General features: G+C 66.7%; 18 protein-coding genes. 10 read left to right on the top strand and 8 right to left on the bottom strand.

Going from position 1 to position 16,682, the window contains the following annotated elements:
* Positions 1–21 precede the first annotated feature (21 nt).
* Together SH584_RS07405 and polA are read right to left on the bottom strand one after the other, a co-directional pair.
* A complete protein-coding gene (locus tag SH584_RS07405; RefSeq protein ID WP_324805958.1) occupies positions 22–1,569 on the bottom strand; it encodes a lipopolysaccharide biosynthesis protein in 1,548 nt (515 codons plus the stop codon).
* Positions 1,566–4,358: a DNA polymerase I gene (polA, locus tag SH584_RS07400; protein ID WP_324805956.1), complete on the bottom strand. Its 2,793-nt coding sequence runs from the start codon at positions 4,356–4,358 to the stop codon at positions 1,566–1,568. The genes SH584_RS07405 and polA overlap by 4 nt, the downstream gene beginning before the upstream one ends.
* Positions 4,359–4,471: 113 nt before the next feature.
* Between polA and SH584_RS07395 the strand changes: the two genes are divergently transcribed.
* Positions 4,472–4,897, top strand: coding sequence for a hypothetical protein (locus tag SH584_RS07395; RefSeq protein ID WP_324805954.1), 426 nt, complete (start codon positions 4,472–4,474; stop codon positions 4,895–4,897).
* On the opposite strand, the gene SH584_RS07390 is transcribed toward SH584_RS07395, so the two are convergent.
* On the bottom strand, positions 4,894–5,598 hold the full coding sequence (locus tag SH584_RS07390) for a Crp/Fnr family transcriptional regulator (protein ID WP_324805952.1): 705 nt from the start codon (positions 5,596–5,598) through the stop codon (positions 4,894–4,896). The two genes, SH584_RS07395 and SH584_RS07390, sit on opposite strands and share 4 nt — an antisense overlap.
* A gap of 55 nt (positions 5,599–5,653) precedes the next feature.
* Between SH584_RS07390 and SH584_RS07385 the strand changes: the two genes are divergently transcribed.
* On the top strand, positions 5,654–5,833 hold the full coding sequence (locus SH584_RS07385; RefSeq protein ID WP_322841835.1) for a hypothetical protein: 180 nt from the start codon (positions 5,654–5,656) through the stop codon (positions 5,831–5,833).
* A 60-nt stretch (positions 5,834–5,893) separates the two neighbouring features.
* Here the strand turns inward: SH584_RS07385 and SH584_RS07380 are convergent, their stop codons facing one another.
* Positions 5,894–6,121, bottom strand: coding sequence for a hypothetical protein (locus SH584_RS07380; RefSeq protein ID WP_324805950.1), 228 nt, complete (start codon positions 6,119–6,121; stop codon positions 5,894–5,896).
* A 157-nt stretch (positions 6,122–6,278) separates the two neighbouring features.
* Between SH584_RS07380 and SH584_RS07375 the strand changes: the two genes are divergently transcribed.
* Positions 6,279–6,749: a hypothetical protein gene (locus SH584_RS07375; protein WP_324805948.1), complete on the top strand. Its 471-nt coding sequence runs from the start codon at positions 6,279–6,281 to the stop codon at positions 6,747–6,749.
* Between the two features lie 51 nt (positions 6,750–6,800).
* On the opposite strand, the gene nadB is transcribed toward SH584_RS07375, so the two are convergent.
* Both nadB and SH584_RS07365 read right to left on the bottom strand, forming a co-directional pair.
* Positions 6,801–8,405 carry an L-aspartate oxidase gene (gene nadB, locus SH584_RS07370; protein ID WP_324805946.1) on the bottom strand — a complete coding sequence of 535 codons (1,605 nt, stop codon included), beginning with the start codon at positions 8,403–8,405 and terminating at the stop codon, positions 6,801–6,803.
* Positions 8,402–9,340, bottom strand: coding sequence for an ABC transporter ATP-binding protein (locus SH584_RS07365; RefSeq protein WP_322841839.1), 939 nt, complete (start codon positions 9,338–9,340; stop codon positions 8,402–8,404). The genes nadB and SH584_RS07365 overlap by 4 nt, the downstream gene beginning before the upstream one ends.
* A gap of 108 nt (positions 9,341–9,448) precedes the next feature.
* Between SH584_RS07365 and SH584_RS07360 the strand changes: the two genes are divergently transcribed.
* The 5 genes from SH584_RS07360 (at position 9,449) to SH584_RS07340 (ending at position 12,619) form a co-directional block, all read left to right on the top strand.
* Entirely contained in the window at positions 9,449–9,967 is a 519-nt protein-coding gene (locus SH584_RS07360) for a DUF4402 domain-containing protein (protein ID WP_324805944.1), read from the top strand.
* Between the two features lie 111 nt (positions 9,968–10,078).
* Entirely contained in the window at positions 10,079–10,621 is a 543-nt protein-coding gene (locus tag SH584_RS07355; protein WP_324805942.1) for a DUF4402 domain-containing protein, read from the top strand.
* Between the two features lie 164 nt (positions 10,622–10,785).
* Entirely contained in the window at positions 10,786–10,998 is a 213-nt protein-coding gene (locus SH584_RS07350) for a zinc-finger domain-containing protein (RefSeq protein WP_322841842.1), read from the top strand.
* Positions 10,995–12,413, top strand: coding sequence for a metalloprotease TldD (gene tldD, locus SH584_RS07345; RefSeq protein ID WP_324805938.1), 1,419 nt, complete (start codon positions 10,995–10,997; stop codon positions 12,411–12,413). Before SH584_RS07350 ends, tldD begins: the two co-directional genes overlap by 4 nt.
* Entirely contained in the window at positions 12,410–12,619 is a 210-nt protein-coding gene (locus tag SH584_RS07340; RefSeq protein WP_324805936.1) for a putative signal transducing protein, read from the top strand. Before tldD ends, SH584_RS07340 begins: the two co-directional genes overlap by 4 nt.
* Here the strand turns inward: SH584_RS07340 and SH584_RS07335 are convergent.
* Both SH584_RS07335 and recQ read right to left on the bottom strand, forming a co-directional pair.
* A complete protein-coding gene (locus SH584_RS07335) occupies positions 12,616–13,029 on the bottom strand; it encodes a protein tyrosine phosphatase family protein (protein ID WP_324805934.1) in 414 nt (137 codons plus the stop codon). The two genes, SH584_RS07340 and SH584_RS07335, sit on opposite strands and share 4 nt — an antisense overlap.
* On the bottom strand, positions 13,013–14,800 hold the full coding sequence (gene recQ / locus SH584_RS07330; protein ID WP_324805932.1) for a DNA helicase RecQ: 1,788 nt from the start codon (positions 14,798–14,800) through the stop codon (positions 13,013–13,015). Before recQ ends, SH584_RS07335 begins: the two co-directional genes overlap by 17 nt.
* Positions 14,801–14,874: 74 nt before the next feature.
* Here recQ and SH584_RS07325 point away from each other — a divergent pair, with 74 nt between their 5' ends.
* Positions 14,875–16,314, top strand: a complete 1,440-nt coding sequence (locus tag SH584_RS07325; RefSeq protein WP_324805930.1) for an ATP-binding protein — start codon at positions 14,875–14,877, stop codon at positions 16,312–16,314.
* A complete protein-coding gene (locus SH584_RS07320) occupies positions 16,311–16,634 on the top strand; it encodes a hypothetical protein (protein WP_322841848.1) in 324 nt (107 codons plus the stop codon). The genes SH584_RS07325 and SH584_RS07320 overlap by 4 nt, the downstream gene beginning before the upstream one ends.
* Positions 16,635–16,682 lie beyond the last annotated feature (48 nt).

The following is a 16,682-nucleotide window of genomic DNA, read 5'->3' as shown; positions in this document are numbered from 1 at the left end:
CGCCTCGCGCAGTGCGGTCAATCAAGGCCGCGGGGTCGCGTCGCTTTCGGCTTCGTTGAGTTCGGCGATGTCGGCCTTGCGCATCTTGAAGAGCTCGCGGTCGGCGGGGCCGAAGCCCTTGGTCCACAGCACCGCGCCGAAGGCGAGCAGGATCGCGGGGATACCGACAATCAGCTCCATCCACTCGGGCAGGCGGATCACCAGCTGGCCGACGAGCATCGCCGCGGCGGCCGCCCAGACCAGCGGCCAGCGCCATCCCGACACGCCCGCGCCGAGGATCTTGGCGAGCAGCCGAGACTTCACCACCGCCGCGAAGGCGAGCGCCAGCGCGAGGGCAATGGCGGGCCCGGTCGCCTGCCACATGATCGGCCAATCGAGCGCACGCATCGCCAGAATCAGGCCTGCGGCGAGGCCCGCCTCCAGCGCGATCATCACCAAGCTGATCATCATGTTGCGGTGGCGCGCGGTATAGATCAGCGCGGCCTCGCTGACCGCGGCGGTCGCGGCCACCACTTCGGCCGCCAGCAGGAACGCGAGCGCGGCAGTGCCGGCGACGAAGCCCGCGCCGACCAATCCCATCACCGCCTCGCCGGGAATTCCGAGCGCTAGCGCCACGCCGCCCTGCGCCGCGATGACCCAGAAGCCGACCTGCCGAACTTGCTGCGCGACTGCTTGTCTGTCGCCGATGGCCAGGTTGCGGCTGATCACCGGACCCAGGATCGGGTCGAAGCTGGTCTTCAGCTTTGACGGCAACGACGCGACCTGCTGCGCGACATAATAGATTCCGACCACCGCGGGCGAGAAGAACAGCCCGAGCACCGCAATGTCGATACGCCGCGAACCCCATTCGACCGCGTCGGCAGCGGCGACGGGTAAATTGCGCCGCGCCAAGGTCCATAAGGTGCCGGGATCGGGCTTCCATCCGTACGGCAGGCCATAGGCGCGCAGGAACGGGATCATCGACGCGATCAGCGCGCCGATCATCGACAGCGCGTAGGCAATGATCAGTCCGTCACGCAGCGAGATGTATGACCAGACGAAGGCCGCAATCGAGATGATCCACGGCTCCACGATCGACCGCGCGCGAACCGTCGATCCGACATCGTGGCGATAGGCGAGCGCGGCCAGGCTGATGTCCGACCAGGCAAGCGCGATCACCGTCACCGGCAGCATCCATTCCAACCCGGTGATTTCCGAGTTGGGGAACATGATCTGCGGCAGGAAGGCAAGCAGCGCCATCGCGATCGCCGATCCGATCGCCGCCACCAGCAGCGCGTCCCACACGACATGGACATGCGGCTTGTCGTTCTTGGCCAGCTGCTGCGCGAGCCCGCGCTTGAGGCCGAGCGTCGCCAGTTGCGACGCGAATTCCAGGATAAGGACGGCATAGGCGAAGCGGCCGAGTGCCTCCGCGCCGTAAATCCGCCCGGCGATGAACAGAAACGGCAGGCGCGCCGCGAGCCGCAGCACGAAGCCGAAAAAGTTGATCCGCCCGCCACGCGCCAGCGCGGCGAGGTCCGCTGACGGTGCTGCGGTGGCTGGCGTGGAAGGGCCCCCCGGCTCGTTCAATGCGCGGCGCCCCAGTGCGCGCCCGATCCCACTTCGACACCCAGCGGTACGTCGAGCGTCATCGCCGGCTCGGCCGCGTGCGCCATCACAGCGCGCACGACCTCGGCGGCCTGCTCGACCTGGCCTTCGGGCACTTCGAACACCAATTCGTCGTGGACCTGAAGCAACATGCGCACGTCGGGCAGGCCAGCGTCGATCAGCGCGCCGTCCATGCGGTTCATCGCGCGTTTGATCAGGTCGGCGCTGGTCCCCTGGATCGGCGCGTTGATCGCGGCGCGCTCGGCGCCTTGGCGAAGGTTCTGCTGCGACGCGCGGATGTTCGGGAAATGGGTCTTCCGGCCAAACAGGGTGCGCGTGAAGCCATGTTCCCGAACGAAGTTCAGCGTGTCGTTGATATAGGCATTGATGCCAGGGAACCGCTCGAAATAGCGGTCGATGATCGCCTTCCCCTCTTCGCGGCTAACGCCCAGCCGACCGGCAAGCCCCCAGCTGGAAATGCCGTAAAGAATGGCGAAGTTGACCGTCTTCGCCTTGCCGCGCGTGTCGCGGTCGACGCTTCCGAACAACTCCTCGGCGGTCATGCTGTGGATATCCTCGCCCGCGGCGAAAGCCTCCTTCAGCTGCGGGACGTCGGCCATGTGCGCCGCCAATCGAAGCTCGATCTGGCTATAGTCGGCGCTCATCAGCACATGCCCGGGCTCGGCAACGAAGGCGTCGCGGATCTGGCGGCCGATCTCGGTGCGGATCGGGATGTTCTGCAGGTTCGGCTCGGTCGACGACAGCCGCCCCGTCTGCGCGCCCGACAGGCTGAAGCTGGTGTGGACGCGCCCCGTCTCGGGATTGATCTGCGCCTGAAGCGCGTCGGTGTAGGTGTTCTTCAGCTTGGTAAGCTGGCGCCAGTCGAGCACCAGCCGCGCCACCGGAACGCCCTCGGCCGCGAGCCGCTCCAGCTCGGTCACGTCGGTCGAATATTGCCCGCTCTTGCCCTTGCGCCCGCCCTTCAGACCAAGCCGATCGAACAGCACCTGCCCCAACTGCTGCGGGCTGCCGATCGTGAACGGACCCTCGGCGGCTTCGTAGACCTGCCCTTCCAGCTTGCCGATTTCCTCGGCGAAGGTGCCCGACAACCGCGCCAGATAGTCGCGGTCGACTCGCACCCCGCGCCGCTCCATCCGCGCGATGGTTGCGACCAATGGCCGGTCGACCATTTCGTAGACGCTCGCAACCGCCTCGGCAGTGACGCGCGGCTTCAGCCGCTGCCACAGGCGCAGCGTGATGTCGGCATCCTCGGCGGCATATTCCGTCGCTGCTTCGAGCGGCACCTTGTCGAAGGTGATCTGCTTCGCGCCGACCCCGCACACCGACTTGAAGCTGATGCACTCATGCTCGAAATGCGCCTTGGCAAGTTCGTCCATGCCATGCCCCGACCGCCCGGCGTCGAGGTCAAAGCTCATCACCAGTGTGTCGTCATAAGGCGCGACGGTAATCCAAGCCTTGGCGAACATCACCCAGTCATATTTGAGGTTGTGCCCGATCTTGAGCACCGCCGGGTCCTCGAGCAGGTCCTTCAGCTTAGCCAGCACCACGTCGGCGCGAAGCTGCGACGGCGCCTCGCTCAACAGGTCGCCACCGCCATGACCGATCGGGATGTAGCAGGCCTTGTTAGGCTGCGTCGCCAGGCTGATCCCAACCAGCTTTGCCACGATGCAATCGATGCAGTCGGTTTCGGTATCGACCGCGACGAAGCCCTGGTGGCGCGCCTCGGCGATCCACGCGTCGAGCGCTTCCTCGGTCGTTACCGTCTCATATTTGGTGCGGTCGACGGTAATCTTGTCGGGCTCGGCCGGCTTTGGCGCGGCCGGCGTCATGACGGCAGCAATCGTCCCCGCCGATCCCGACGCGCCGTTGCTCCCGCCGCTTCCGCCGACGCGATTGAGCAGCGACTTAAACCCCATGTCCTCCAGGAATTCGCGAAGCGGCTCGGGCGGGATGCCCTTCAGCGCAAGATCCTCGAGCGGTTCGGGCAGCGGCGCGTTGCACTCCAGCCGCACCAGCTCGCGCGACAGACGCGCATTGTCGGCATGGTCGATCAGCGACTGCTTCAGCTTGGGCTTCTTAATCGACTCGGTGCCCGCCAGCACCGCTTCCAGCGTCCCAAAATCGTTGATCAACTGGCTCGCGGTCTTAGGACCGATGCCTGGGACGCCCGGGACGTTGTCGACGCTGTCGCCCATCAGCGCCAGGACGTCGCCCAGCTTCTCGGGCGGGACGCCGAACTTTGCCGTCACGTACTCGGCGTCGATCCGCCGGTCGTTCATCGTGTCGAGCATGTCCACGCCCGGCTCGATCAGCTGCATCAGGTCCTTGTCGCTCGACACGATCGTCGTCGACCAGCCGGCGGCCAGCGCAGCCTTGGTGTAGCAGGCGATGATGTCGTCGGCTTCCAGCCCCTCGGTCTCGATGCACGGGATCGAAAAGGCACGGGTGGCGGTGCGGATCAGCGGGAATTGCGGGACCAGATCCTCGGGCGGCGGCGGCCGGTGCGCCTTGTACTGGTCGTACATCTCGTTGCGGAACGTGTGCGACGACGCGTCCAGGATGACCGCCATATGGGTGGGCCCGTCGGCCTTGTTCAGCCCATCGGCGAGCTTCCACAGCATCGCGGTATAGCCATAGACCGCGCCCGCGGGCACGCCGTGACGGTTGGTCAGCGGCGGAAGCCGGTGATAGGCGCGGAAGATGTAGCTCGATCCGTCGACGAGATAGAGGTGGTTGTGCTGCTCTGCCATGAAGCGCCCAGCCTTAGCAGGCTAAGCGCGCGATTCCAGCGTTTGACCGATGTCAAAGCGCGTCGCGCTTCCAAAGCTTACGACTTGAACCCTCAACAAGGAGTGTTCCGGTCATGTCCGTTCATGTCGATCCCAAGCTGCTCGTCGCCACTCGCCAGCTGGCGCAGCCCCCCGCCGCTCCGCGCGCCTGCACCGACCGAACCTTCAATCTGCCGACCTCGCTCCATGCGGGCTTCTTCGGGCTGTTCCTCGCCTACCTCGGCGTCACGGCGATCGGCTTTCCGCATCCCGAAATGATCCTGCCGATGGCGATCTTCGTCATCTTCACCGTCGGCTTCTATGTTGTGCCGATGCTGTGGGCGACGATGGGCCCGGAGAACCCAGGCCGGGCGATGAGCCTGCGCCGCCTGTTCGATGAGGGCGTCGATACCTTTACCGGCCGGTCAAGCGGCGGCGAGGCGGCGGTGCAGGTCCTCGTCCTTCCCGTTCTGATCCTGGCCTGGGGAATCGCCGTCGTCCTCATCGCGGCGTTTGCCTAACCCGCAAGGATCTCCAGCCGATCCAGATCGCGCAGCTCGATGCCGCGCGGTCCGGCGCGTCCGATCACACCCTCTTTCTCCAGCGCGGTCAGCTGCCGACTGACGGTCTCGATGGTGATGCCCAGCAGGCTGGCGATCTCCCCGCGGGTCAGCGGCAGGTCGAATCGCTCGGCGGCATGGCATGGCGAATGGCTCGCCGCGCGGGCCATCGCCAAAAGGAAGGCGGCGACGCGGCCCCGCGAATCGCGCCGCGACTGCAGTTCGACCAGCGACCGCGTGGCGAATAATTCCTCGGTCGATCGCCGAAGCAGCGCCTTGGCCAGCGCCGGAAACCGGTCGATCGCCTCGTCATAATCGGCGCGCGAAAAGACGCATAATTCGCTGTCGGCAATCGCGACGACGTCGTGATGAGCGACGGGGGCGAACATTTCGCCGACGAAGCCCGCCGGATGGACGAGGCTCAGCACGCGCTCGGTTCCATCGACGCCATAGCTCGCGATTTTCAAGGCGCCGCTCACCAGCGTGGCGCAGGACCCGCTGTCGTCACCTGCGGCGAACACCGTGTCGCCCCTCGCGACGCGCCGCCGCCGACCAAGCCGCGCCAGGTCGCCGCGTTGCGCCTTGTCCAGCGCCGCGCACGCCGCGCGTTCGCGCACCGGACAGGTCGCGCATTCCAGCCGATCGGACAATGCCCCGCTCATGCCCCTTGTCGTAGCAAAGTCGGCGCGCGATGGCTGCAGCGAAGGAGAGACGCGCATGACCGAACGATTCCAGCGCCACCGCCAGCCCTGGACCCAGGACGAGGTGCAGAAGCTTCACCTGTTGGCGGGGAAGGGAATGAGCCTGAAGGCGATCAGCAAGGCGATGACCCGAAGCGAAGAATCGATCCAGGCCCGCGCCAAGCAGGACGGGCTGAAGGTGAGCAAGCTGCGCTGAGCATCGATCGATTGGTGATGTCCGCTATCGACCCATTGCGGACATTCACGCTACCCAGAATCACTGCCGATCTATGAAGTCCATTATCTGTCGAGTTCGAAGCGACAGGTCCATCTTGGCAGCTTCGATCTTGTCACGCACATTACCCACTTGTTGTTCCGTCGCGCCTAGGGTGCCCTCGGCTTGGCTCACGACATCATTGAGCTCACTTAGAGTTGCAGATTGGAAGTCCTCTACCATCCGTTTTAGCTCGATCCGGATCTGCTCGTCACTAAACTCCTGCGCCATACCTCTCTCCGCCAAAATCGGTGTATCGTAAGCACAATACACGTAGCTTGGGCACGGTTCCAGGTCATGTCCGCTCTCCACCAATAGCGGACGGTCGGATCTCGTCCCATCGAAGACGTGACGTCGCTCGAAGCGGAAAGATCAGAAACGAAATTCGTTGGTCGTCCGCATTCGGGAGATCATTATGCGTACCTTCGATCGTGTCTTGCCACTTCCCATCACCGCGCTCGCACTTGCCGTGTCTGCTTATGCCACGACACCGGTGCGACAAGATCCGGCCGGCCTCGGCGGAACCGCTTGGTCGGTCGAAGGCGTCAACGGGGTCGACACGGGCAGTCGCACGGACTTCACCGTCACCTTTTCCGGCACCACGTTCGACGCACGCTTCGGGTGCCGAAGAGCCACCGGGCGCTACGCGATTAGCTACTCCTCCAACGGCGACCTCCGGCCGATCTTCAAGGGTCGGGACGCAAGGATTTCGGGGAAGGCCTGCACGGGCAAGTTCGCCGAGGGAATCGGCCCGGAAATCATCAGTAACTCTTATCTTAGCGTCGACCGCCAGGGCGATGGTCGCCTGCTGCTGGCGGAACCACCGACCGGCATCCTGCTGCGCCCTCTGACGCGATAGCGCGACGGATACAGTAAGGCTTGGCAGGCGGTCAGATTGGCTTCTGCCACCTCACGGCACCAGCACCGTATCCACCGCTTCATCGGCCATCTGCGGATAATCGAGCGTGAAGTGCAGCCCGCGGCTTTCGTGGCGGGATAGTGCGCTTCGGACGATCAGGTCGGCGACCTCGACCAGGTTGCGAAGCTCGATCAGGTCGGGGGTCACGCGGAAGTGCTTGTAGTAATCGGCCACTTCCTGCCGCAGCAGGTCGATACGGTGCTGCGCGCGTTCCAGCCGCTTGGTGGTGCGGACGATGCCGACGAAATTCCACATGAAGCGGCGGATCTCACCCCAGCATTGCTGGATGACGACTTCCTCGTCGCTGTCGGTCACGCGGCTTTCGTCCCACGCGCGGATCGCGGGCGGGAGGCCAAGTTCGTCCCAGCGCGCCAGGATATCGCGCGCCGCCGCCTCGCCGAACACGAAGCATTCCAGCAGTGAATTGGACGCCAACCGGTTCGCACCGTGCAGCCCCGACTGAGTCACTTCCCCCGCGGCATAGAGGCCGGGCGCGTCGGTGCGGCCGTCGATGTCGACCAGCACGCCGCCGCAGGTGTAATGCTGCGCCGGCACCACCGGGATCGGCTGGGTGGTGATGTCGATGCCAAGCCCCAGCAGCTTTTCGTAGATGTTGGGGAAGTGCGCCTTCACGAACTCGGGCTCGCGGTGGCTGATATCGAGGTGCACGTAATCCAGCCCGTCGCGCTTGATCTCGCTGTCGATCGCGCGCGCGACGATATCGCGCGGCGCCAGCTCTCCGCGCTCATCGGTATCGGGCATGAAGCGATGACCGGTAACCGGGTGCTTCAGGATCCCGCCTTCGCCGCGCACCGCCTCGGTGATCAGGAAATTCTTGACCTCCAGATTGTAGAGGCAGGTCGGGTGGAATTGCATGAATTCCATATTGCTGACCCGGCAGCCCGCGCGCCACGCCATCGCGATTCCGTCGCCGGTCGCGCCGCGCGGCGCGGTGGAATAAAGATAGGCGCGGCCCGCGCCGCCCGTCGCCAGGATGGTCGCGTTGGCCAGCAGCGTTTCGACCCGCCCGCTGGTCCGGTCGAACGCGTACAGTCCGTGCACGGCGCCCGACGTGCTGAACTCGGCCGCGTGGCGCCCGGTGACCAGGTCGATCGCGACCATGTCGGGGATCAGCGTGATGTTGGGATGCTCGGCAGCGGCCTTTTCCAGCGCCAGCTGGATCGCCCAGCCGGTCGCGTCGGCGACGTGAACGATGCGCCGATGGCTATGCCCGCCCTCGCGCGTCAGATGCCAGCCGCCGCTGACCGTCGCCCCGCCGTCGCCGTCGAGGTTGAACGGAACGCCAAGCTCGGCCAGCCGTGCGATTGCGGCGGGGGCGCCGCCGACGACATGCTCGACCACCGCCTGGTTGTTGAGGCCCGCGCCCGCGATCATCGTGTCGCGCACGTGCGATTCGAAGCTGTCGCCTTCTTCCAGCACCGCGGCGACGCCGCCCTGCGCCCATCCGGTCGCGCCTTCATTGAGTCGGCCCTTGGCGATCACCCCGACCCGTTTGGTCGGCGCCAGCGTCAGCGCCGCGGTCAGCCCCGCCGCGCCCGACCCGATGACGAGGACATCGAAACTGCGCGCGCTCAAGCCACGTCCCGCGTCAGCGACAGGAACACGTCCTCAAGGTCGGGATCGCGCGTCGACACGTCGACGATGCCAAGGCCGTCGGCGGCCAGCGCGGTCAGTACGTCGCCCGCATTGACCCGGTCCTTGCGGTAGGTGATCTCCAGCGTGCGCGGGCCCAGCTGCTCGATCTTGTCGAAGCAGCGATTTTCGGGCGTTCCGGTGAGGTCGCGATCGACTTCGACCACCACCGCCTTGTCCTGCGCCTTGGCGATCAACTCGCGCGTCGGCTCGTTGGCGATCAGCTTTCCGTGATTGATTATCGCGATCCGGTCGCACAATTGCTCGGCTTCCTCGAGGTAGTGGGTGGTCAGCACCACGGTCACCCCCTGGTCGTTGAGGCCCTTCACATAGTCCCACAATTGCTGACGCAGCTCGATGTCGACGCCCGCGGTCGGCTCGTCGAGCACCAGGATCGGCGGCGAATGGACCATTGCCTTCGCGACCAGCAGGCGGCGCTTCATGCCCCCCGACAGCGTGCGCGCATAGGCGTCGGCCTTGTCCGACAGGCGGACCGCGGCCAGCAGCGCCTCGGTAATCCGCTCGGCCTTGGGCACGCCGTACAGCCCTGCCTGGATTTCCAGTGCTTCGCGCGGCGTGAAAAAGGGGTCGAACACCAATTCCTGCGGCACGATCCCGATCGAGCGCTTGGCGTTGCGCGGATTTTTCGTGATGTCGAAGCCCCACACCTCCGCGGACCCCGATGTTTTCACGACCATCCCCGCCAAGATATTGATGAGAGTGGACTTTCCGGCGCCGTTCGGACCCAGCAATCCGAAGATCTGGCCGCGCGGCACGTCGAACGAAACGCCGTCGAGCGCGCGCTTGGGCGGGCTGCCCTTGCCGCTGTAGGTCTTGGCGAGGTCGCGAATGACGATGGCAGGGGCTTGGTCGGTCATGCGATTCGCATAGCCGCGCATGCCACCTGGCGAAAGCGCGAAGGGTAAAGTCGCCGTTAACCCTACCCGTCATCCTTTCCTTACCGTTAACCCTCGTAGAGCGGGGGCATGGTTCGTGTTCTCCGATTCCCCGTCCTTGGCGGCGTGATGCTCCTGCTGTGTCCGGCAGCGGGTTTTGCTGCGCCGATCGCGGCGTCGCCCCAGGCGACGGGGGAGGTCACGCTGATCCGGCCGATGAGCCTGTCGCGGCTGGGCAACCTCGATTTCGCGACGCTTGGCGTGACCACTGGCGGCACCGCGACGATCAACCCGTTCACCGGCGCAATGACGGTCACCGGCGGTCTTCTCCACCTTGCGGGAACGCCGTCGCGCGCGCTCTACCAAGGGGCGGCGACGAAGCAGACCGTGGTCAATATCCGCGTGCCCAATCAGCCCATCCTGATCCGACGCGTGGGCGGGACCGAAACGCTGACGGTCGACCAATTCACGCTCGACGGGCAGGACAAACGGGCACTGGCCCAGGCGCAGAGCTTCACTTTCGGCGTGGGTGCCCGGATTACCGTCCCGGCGGGCACGGTCGACGGGGTCTACACCGGCGAAATCGACGTCACGATCCAATATCCCTGATCGTCGAAAGTCTTCACGCGTCTGGTTAATCCGCGGCGCACCCTTCTCATTGAAGCAACGTTGAGGCGCGCCGATCATCATTGAACCCGCAAGATCAACTTGTCGGGAACCATGTATATGCGCCTTATCAACACGCTGGCGGCCACCGCCGCCCTCGCTCTTTTCGCCACCCCCGCCTTCGCCCAGAGCACGCCGGGCACCGACACCGCCACCGCCGAAGCGCGTGGCCTGGTGCTTCAGCCGCTGACGCTGACGAAGGTCACTGACCTCGACTTCGGCACCATCCTGGCCAGCACGGTCGCGGGCACGGTCACGATCAACGCCGACACCGGCAACCGCAGCGTCACCGGCGGCATCACGCAGGTCGCGTCGAACGCCGGCAGCCGCGCCACCTTCGCCGGCGCCGGCACCCCGGCGCAGCGCGTCGTCCTGAAGCTCGCACCGCCGACCGGCAATCTGCTCGTCAGCACCAGCAACGTCGCCGACACCATCGCCGTGTCGTCGATGGTCTTCGACACCGCCAACACCACGACGCGCACGATCGGCACGGACGGCACGTTCCTCGTCGGCGTCGGCGGCACCTTCGCGATTGCCGCGAACCAGCCGAACGGCCTCTACAAGGCGGACTTCAACGTCACCGCCGACTACCAGTAAGAATTGCCGCAGCGGCGGGACCCCACTCTCGTCGATGTGCATGGTGGCGGCTGCCAGGGTTGATCCCCGGCGGCCGCCGCTTCTCTGTTGAGGTCTGTCGACCGCCGCCAACTATCTCGGGCGCCGCATTGAAGCGCGCGGATGCGATTGCTACGTGCGGTGTCATGACCGCGATGCCTCCACCCGAAACCATCCGCACCACCAGCCACCGCGTCGCTTGCGACGGATCGGGGCAGGTCTCCGCCGCGCTCGGCCACCCGCGCGTCTATTACCAGATCGATGACGAGGTCGGTTTCGTCGACTGCGGTTATTGCGACCGCCGCTTCGTGCTCGAAGGCGGTCCTGCCGACGCACCTGCAGCGCCGGAAGGCTCATGAGCACCGCCAGCCCGCGCGACCTCCTTTATCGCCAGCTCGATCCGGCTGAGGCGCAGCGGCTCGCAGCGCGTCACCTCGCCGCGCACGACGATGGCGAGCTCTACCTCCAGTACAGCATTTCCGAAGCGTTCGGCTTCGATGACGGACGGCTGAAAACCGCCGACTATCACAGCGGATCGGGCTTCGGCCTTCGCGGCGTGACGGGGGAGACGACCGCCTTCGCCCATGCCAACGAAATCAGCGCCGCCGCGATCGACCGCGCCGCGAAGACGCTGAAGCTGCTCGATCTGGCCACCGCCGGCCCGTCCGCGTCGCCGCCGCGCACCAACCGCGCGATGTATGTCGAGGGCGATCCGCTGTCGGCGATCCCGTTCGCGCGCAAGGTCGCGCTTTGCCAGGAAATTGACGCCGCCGCCCGCGCCCGCGGTCCGCGCGTGGCACAGGTTAGCGTTTCGCTGACGGGAAGCTGGTCGGTGGTCGAAATCGTCCGCGCCGATGGTTTCGTTGCGACCGACATCCGCCCGCTCGTCCGCCTCAACGTGTCGATCGTCGCCAAACAGGGTGACCGCCGCGAAACCGGCAGCCACGGCCTCGGCGGTCGCTACCTCTACGACGGGCTATTCGAGCCCGCGACCTGGAACCGCGCGATCGACGTCGCGCTGGCGCAGGCGCTGGTGAACCTCGACAGCGTGGCTGCGCCTGCTGGCGAAATGCCGGTCGTGCTCGGTCCAGGATGGTGCGGGGTGCTGCTTCACGAAGCCGTCGGCCACGGGCTTGAGGGCGATTTCAACCGCAAGGGCACCTCGGCCTTTTCGGGGCGGATCGGCGAACGCGTCGCCGCGCCCGGCGTCACCGTGATTGACGAAGGCGCGATCGAAAATCGTCGCGGCAGTCTGAGCATCGACGACGAGGGCACGCCGACCGGGCGCACCACGCTGATCGAGGACGGCATCCTCACCGGCTACATCAACGATCGTCTGAACGCGCGGCTGATGGGGATGAAGGCAACCGGCAACGGCCGCCGCGAAAGCTTCGCGCACGCGCCGATGCCGCGCATGACCAACACCTTCATGCTCGGTGGCCAGGACGATCCGGCCGAGCTGATTACACGGGTCAAGGACGGCATCTTCGCCAAGAGCTTCGGCGGCGGGCAGGTCGACATCACCAGCGGTAAGTTCGTCTTCTCCTGCACCGAGGCCTATCGCATCGAGGGCGGGAAGATCGGCGCGCCGGTGAAGGGCGCGACGCTGATCGGTGACGGGCCGAGCGTGCTGACGCGGGTCAAGGGCATCGGCAACGACATGGCGCTGGACGAAGGTGTCGGGGTCTGCGGCAAGGGCGGGCAATCGGTCCCGGCGGGCGTTGGACAGCCGACGCTGCTGATCGACGGGATCACCGTCGGCGGTACGGGTTGAGCCTCGTCGAACTCGGGCGGTTCGCCACCCGGGTCGAGGCCGATCTCGCACGGCTGGCGCTTGGCGCCGAGGGGATCGACGCGGTCATCCTCGACGCGGAAGCGAACAGCTTCTTCGGCGGCGGCGGCCTGATCTGGGTGCGCCTGATGGTGATCGACGACGACCTCGACGATGCGCGCCGGATCCTCGACGAGGACCGCGCCTAGTCCTTCAACAGGTGCGCGACCGGGTCGAGCGTGAAGCCCGCACCTTCGGCGCAGCGATCGAGCTCGGCGCGCTTCACGCCGTCCTCGTTCTTCGCGACCGCCCATGCCAGCACCGATCGATTGCCCGAGCGGCAGAAGGCGAGCAGCTTGCCGTCGCCCGCGCTGTGCATCGCCTCGCGCATCGCCTCGATATCCGACGGACCCATGCCGCGAACGATGGGGACGTGGCGGTAGTGGATGCCCGCCGCGGTGGCCGCGCTCTCGATCTCATCGCTGGTCGGCTGGCCTTCGTCCTCGCCGTCGGGGCGATTGTTGACGATCAGGGTCACGCCCTGCTCCTTGAGCGCGGCGATGTCGCCGGGCGCGATCTGGCCATCGATCAGGGTCCGTTCGTCAAGCTGCCGTGCCATGTCCATTCTCCAGTGCGGCGTCGAGCGCGGCGAGCAACGACTCGCCGTGACGCTCCAGTTTCGTATCGCCGATCCCCTCGATGCGCGAAAGGGCCGACAGCGTGGACGGCTTGGCGGCGGCCACGCCGCGAAGCGTCGAATCATGAAAGATGACGTACGGCGGCACGCCCAGTTCCTTGGCCTGGACGCGGCGCCACGTCCGCAGCGCCTCGAACAACGGATCGTGCGCAAACTCTTCGCCGCTCTTGCTCCGCGATCCCCGACGCTTGGCCGGTGGCACCGCGATGACGAGCTTCTCTTCGCCTTTCAGGATCGGCTTGGCGCCGGGTCCGAAGCTCAAGCCCCCATAATCGTCGGCCCGAAGCGCGTCGCGCGCCTGCAGCGACCGCGCCACCGGTCGCACCAGCGCGAGTTCGTCGGGGGTCATGATCCCGAACACCGACAGCTGGTGATGTCCGAACTGGCGCACCTTTTCATTGTCGTCGCCGCCCAGCACCGCGGCCAGGTGCGCCACGCCGAACCGCATTTCGGTACGAAAGGCCGCGCTCAGCAGCTTCTGCGCGACGGTGGTGACGTCCATCGTTGCGGGCGGATCGATGCAGTTGTCGCAATTCCCGCAGGTCGCGGGTGGATCCTCGCCGAAGTGGCGAAGCAGGATCGCACGGCGGCAGGTGGCGGATTCGACGAAGGCCGCAAGCGCGTTGAGGCGGTCGCGCTCCTGCGGGCGGCGCTCGGGCTCGACCTCGGTCTCGACGCGGCGGCGGGCGCGGGCAAAGTCGTCGGCGCCCCAAAACAACCACGCCTCGGCCGGATCGCCGTCGCGGCCCGCGCGGCCGGTTTCCTGATAATAGGCCTCGATCGACTTGGGGATGCCGGCATGCGCGACGAAGCGCACATCGGGCTTGTCGATGCCCATCCCGAACGCGACCGTGGCGGCGATGACCATGTCCTCGGAATCGACGAAGGCTTCCTGGTTGCGGTGCCGCACCGAGCCGTCGAGCCCGGCGTGATAGGCGAGCGTCCGCCGACCGCCTGAGCCCAATTGCTCGGCCAATTTCTCAGTCGCGTTGCGGCTGGTGGCATAGACGATGCCGGGACCGGGCTGGTCCTTGAGTAGGGTCCTAAGCTGGCTGGAGACGCCGTCGCGCGGGCGAACGTGATAGCGGATGTTTGGGCGATCGAAGCCGGCGACGATCAGGCCGTCCTCGCCGATGCCTAGCTGGACGAGGATGTCGGCGCGGGTGCGGCGGTCGGCGGTCGCGGTGAGGGCAAGGCGGGGCGCCTCGCGGAACCGGTCGAGAAGCGGACGCAGCAGGCGATAATCGGGGCGGAAGTCGTGGCCCCACTCGCTGACGCAATGCGCCTCGTCGATCGCAAACAGCGCGATGTGCGACTCTTCGAGCAGCCGCGCGAAATCCTCGGTCGTGGCCCGCTCGGGCGCGACGTAGAGCAGGTCGAGTTCGCCGTCGCGAAGCGCATCGCGAATCCCGCGCGGGTCCTCGCTGACGCTGGTCAGCGCCGCCGCGCGGATGCCGAACCCGCTCGCCGAACGAACTTGGTCGTGCATCAGCGCGATCAGCGGCGAAATGACGATCCCTGTGCCGGGCCGGATCAACGCGGGCAGCTGGTAGCATAGCGACTTGCCCGCCCCGGTCGGCATTACCGCGAGGACGTTCTGCCCCGCGACGGCGCGCGCGACGACATCCTCCTGCACTCCGCGGAAGGTGGAAAAGCCGAAACGGTCGTGGAGGACTTGATGCACGCTGGTCACACCGCCCCTATCGTTGGGCCGGGCGTCACGCGCAAGCTTGCGCACCGACTCCTGCCCCTGCCATGGAACGGGTCATGACGTTCAGCGTGAACCTTGGTGCCCAGCCCGGCGGCGCAGCCGTCGAGCTCGATCTCGAGGAGCTTCTCGCGACCCGGCTGCTCGTCCAGGGCAACAGCGGGTCGGGCAAGTCGCACCTGCTTCGCCGCCTGCTCGAACGGAGCGCGGGCGCGGTGCAGCAGCTGGTGATCGATCCAGAAGGCGATTTCGTCACGCTCGCCGACCGCTACGGCCACATCGCGATCGAGGCGTCCGACCATAGCGAGCGCGACGTCGCGACGTTGGCAGGCCGCGTGCGCGAGCATCGTGCCTCGGTCGTCCTCAGCCTCGAAGGGCTGGAGGCGGAGGGGCAGATGCGCTGCGCCGCCGCTTTCCTGTCGGGCCTGTTCGATGCCCCGCGCGACCATTGGTACCCCGCGCTGGTCGTGGTCGACGAGGCGCAGCTGTTCGCGCCCGCGGGCGGCGGCGAAGTGGCCGAGGAAGTCCGGCGCGCCTCGCTGGGCGCGATGACCAATTTAATGTGTCGGGGCCGCAAGCGCGGGCTGGCGGGTGTCATCGCGACGCAGCGGCTGGCAAAGCTCGCCAAGAATGTCGCCGCCGAAGCGTCCAACTTCCTGATGGGGCGCACCTTCCTCGACATCGACATGGCGCGCGCGGCCGACCTGCTGGGCATGGAGCGGCGGCAGGCGGAGGCGATCCGCGACCTGCCGCGCGGCACCTTCCTGGCGCTCGGCCCCGCAATCGCACGGCGGCCACTCACCGTCGCGATCGGCCCGGTCGAAACGCAGGCGCGCTCGTCCTGTCCGAAGCTGATGCCGCTCCCTGACCAGTCGAGCGACCTGCAAGGCCTGCTGTTCGCGCCGATGCCCGACCGTCCCGCGCCGCCGCCGCCACCCTCGGCACCGGCACCCTTGCCGTCAGAGGCGCTGCTTGCCTCGATGGCCGCAAGCGTTCCCGCGCGGGCGGGGCGGATGCCCGCGAAGGACGCCGAGGAAACCGCGGCGGCGGTGGCTGACGTACTGACCGCGATCGTAGCCGATCCCGACAGCGGTGCGCGCTCGGCGGCCGTGCTGTTCCAGGATTTCACCGTGCGCTGCCGGATGGCCGGCTTGCCGCGTCCGCCGCTTGACATGGCGGGCTTTACCCGCCGCCTGTCGATGGCGCGCGCCGGCATCATGGCCGAAAGCGACGACTGGTCGCCCGCGCTGGAGGCGGGGGCGTCGCTTCCCGCCGACATGCTCGGCCCGTTCCTGCTTGTCGCCCGCGCCGCGCGCGACGGCGCACCGTGCCCAAGCGACGAGGCAATCGCGGCAAGTTACGGCACCGCCAGCCTCGGCCGCGCGCGCCGGCTGCTGCAGTATATCGAGAGCCGCGACCTGATCGTCAGCCGCACCGACCTTGCCGGCAAGCGCAGCATCACCATCCCGCAGCTTGGCTGGAGCACCGCCGCGGCGTGAGCGAGCCGCCGCGAACCCCGGACGGTCGCTATATCGTCGTCGAGGGCAAGGCCGGGCCGCGATTGTGGCGCGCCAGCAATCCGGGTCTGTCCGAAACGGAACGCCAACAATTGGTCGACCAGTTGATGGATGCCCGCCGCGCGGTGCGCGATGCCAAGGGCGATCCAGACCTGCTCGCGAAGGCTCGCGCGGCGGTCGATCGCGCCAAGCGAGGGCTGGGCGAGCGCGGGCCGGTGTGGTGGGACGATGGCAGCGCCGACCTCAATCGAACGCTGGTCCGCAATTCGCCTTATGCCGAATGGTGGACAAATCGATCCTGACGCTTTTCAGCTCTTGCTCATCGTTCGCTCATGACGATCACGCGTCTC

This window comes from Sphingomonas sp. LY29, from assembly GCF_035593985.1.
GTDB lineage: Bacteria > Pseudomonadota > Alphaproteobacteria > Sphingomonadales > Sphingomonadaceae > Sphingomicrobium.
The sequence above is the reverse complement of the archived record's forward strand: the minus strand, read 5'-3'. Positions and strand labels throughout refer to the sequence as shown.

Bases quoted from the DNA above. Each gene is read 5' to 3' on its own strand.
- polA (WP_324805956.1), bottom strand. From the start codon at position 4,358: ATGGCAGAGCAGCACAACCACCTCTATCTCGTCGACGGATCGAGCTAC.
- SH584_RS07395 (WP_324805954.1), top strand. From the start codon at position 4,472: ATGTCCGTTCATGTCGATCCCAAGCTGCTCGTCGCCACTCGCCAGCTG.
- SH584_RS07390 (WP_324805952.1), bottom strand. From the start codon at position 5,598: ATGAGCGGGGCATTGTCCGATCGGCTGGAATGCGCGACCTGTCCGGTG.
- SH584_RS07385 (WP_322841835.1), top strand. From the start codon at position 5,654: ATGACCGAACGATTCCAGCGCCACCGCCAGCCCTGGACCCAGGACGAG.
- SH584_RS07380 (WP_324805950.1), bottom strand. From the start codon at position 6,121: ATGGCGCAGGAGTTTAGTGACGAGCAGATCCGGATCGAGCTAAAACGG.
- SH584_RS07365 (WP_322841839.1), bottom strand. From the start codon at position 9,340: ATGACCGACCAAGCCCCTGCCATCGTCATTCGCGACCTCGCCAAGACC.
- SH584_RS07360 (WP_324805944.1), top strand. From the start codon at position 9,449: ATGGTTCGTGTTCTCCGATTCCCCGTCCTTGGCGGCGTGATGCTCCTG.
- SH584_RS07355 (WP_324805942.1), top strand. From the start codon at position 10,079: ATGTATATGCGCCTTATCAACACGCTGGCGGCCACCGCCGCCCTCGCT.
- SH584_RS07350 (WP_322841842.1), top strand. From the start codon at position 10,786: ATGACCGCGATGCCTCCACCCGAAACCATCCGCACCACCAGCCACCGC.
- tldD (WP_324805938.1), top strand. From the start codon at position 10,995: ATGAGCACCGCCAGCCCGCGCGACCTCCTTTATCGCCAGCTCGATCCG.
- SH584_RS07335 (WP_324805934.1), bottom strand. From the start codon at position 13,029: ATGGCACGGCAGCTTGACGAACGGACCCTGATCGATGGCCAGATCGCG.
- SH584_RS07325 (WP_324805930.1), top strand. From the start codon at position 14,875: ATGACGTTCAGCGTGAACCTTGGTGCCCAGCCCGGCGGCGCAGCCGTC.